The sequence below is a fragment of the Mesorhizobium sp. M7A.F.Ca.CA.004.12.1.1 genome (assembly GCF_003997835.1).
In the GTDB taxonomy this organism is placed as follows: Bacteria; Pseudomonadota; Alphaproteobacteria; order Rhizobiales; family Rhizobiaceae; genus Mesorhizobium.
In genome coordinates, this window is sequence record NZ_RZRK01001474.1 from 1 (window position 1) to 529 (window position 529).

Annotated in this window: 1 protein-coding gene; it reads left to right on the forward strand. The window is 57.1% G+C overall.

What is annotated here, in order from left to right:
- Positions 1–434, forward strand: a 434-nt coding sequence (locus EN984_RS39585; RefSeq protein ID WP_206517599.1) for a hypothetical protein, incomplete at its 5' end; no start/stop codon positions are given.
- Positions 435–529: the final 95 nt, after the last annotated feature.

Genomic DNA, 529 nt, shown 5'->3' on the forward strand with positions numbered 1-529 from the left:
CAGAGGCGGAGGAAGAGGCAGAGGGGGAGAAGAGCAAGGGGACCACAGGGAGAGGGGGAAGGGGAAAGGAAGGAAAGGGGGGAGGAAAAGGGGGAGAGAGAAGAGAAAGGAAGGAGGAAAAGAAGGGAGGGGAGGAAGAGGAGAGGGGAAGAGGAGGAAGGAAGGAGGGAGAGAAAGGGAAAGGGAAGGGAGAAGGGGAGAAGGAGAGAGAGGGGGAAAAAAAGAGGGGGGGGAAAAGGGGGGAAGGCGGGGGGAGGGGGAGGAAGGGAGAGGAAGGGAAGGGAGGGGAGGGGAGGGGGGGGGGGGGGGGGGGGAAAGAAGAAGAAGGAAGAAGAGAGAGAGGAGAGGAGAGGGGGAGAGGAGAGGGGGAGAAGAGAAAGAGGGAGAGGAGCCGAGCAAGCGGAAGAGAAAAGGAAAGAGAAGAGGTAGGATAGTAGGTAGAGGGGAGATGAAAAAGAAAGATAAGAAAAGTTGAAGAGGAGAGGGAGGAGAAGAAAGAGACAGAGAGAGAGACAAAAGAAGAAGCGGC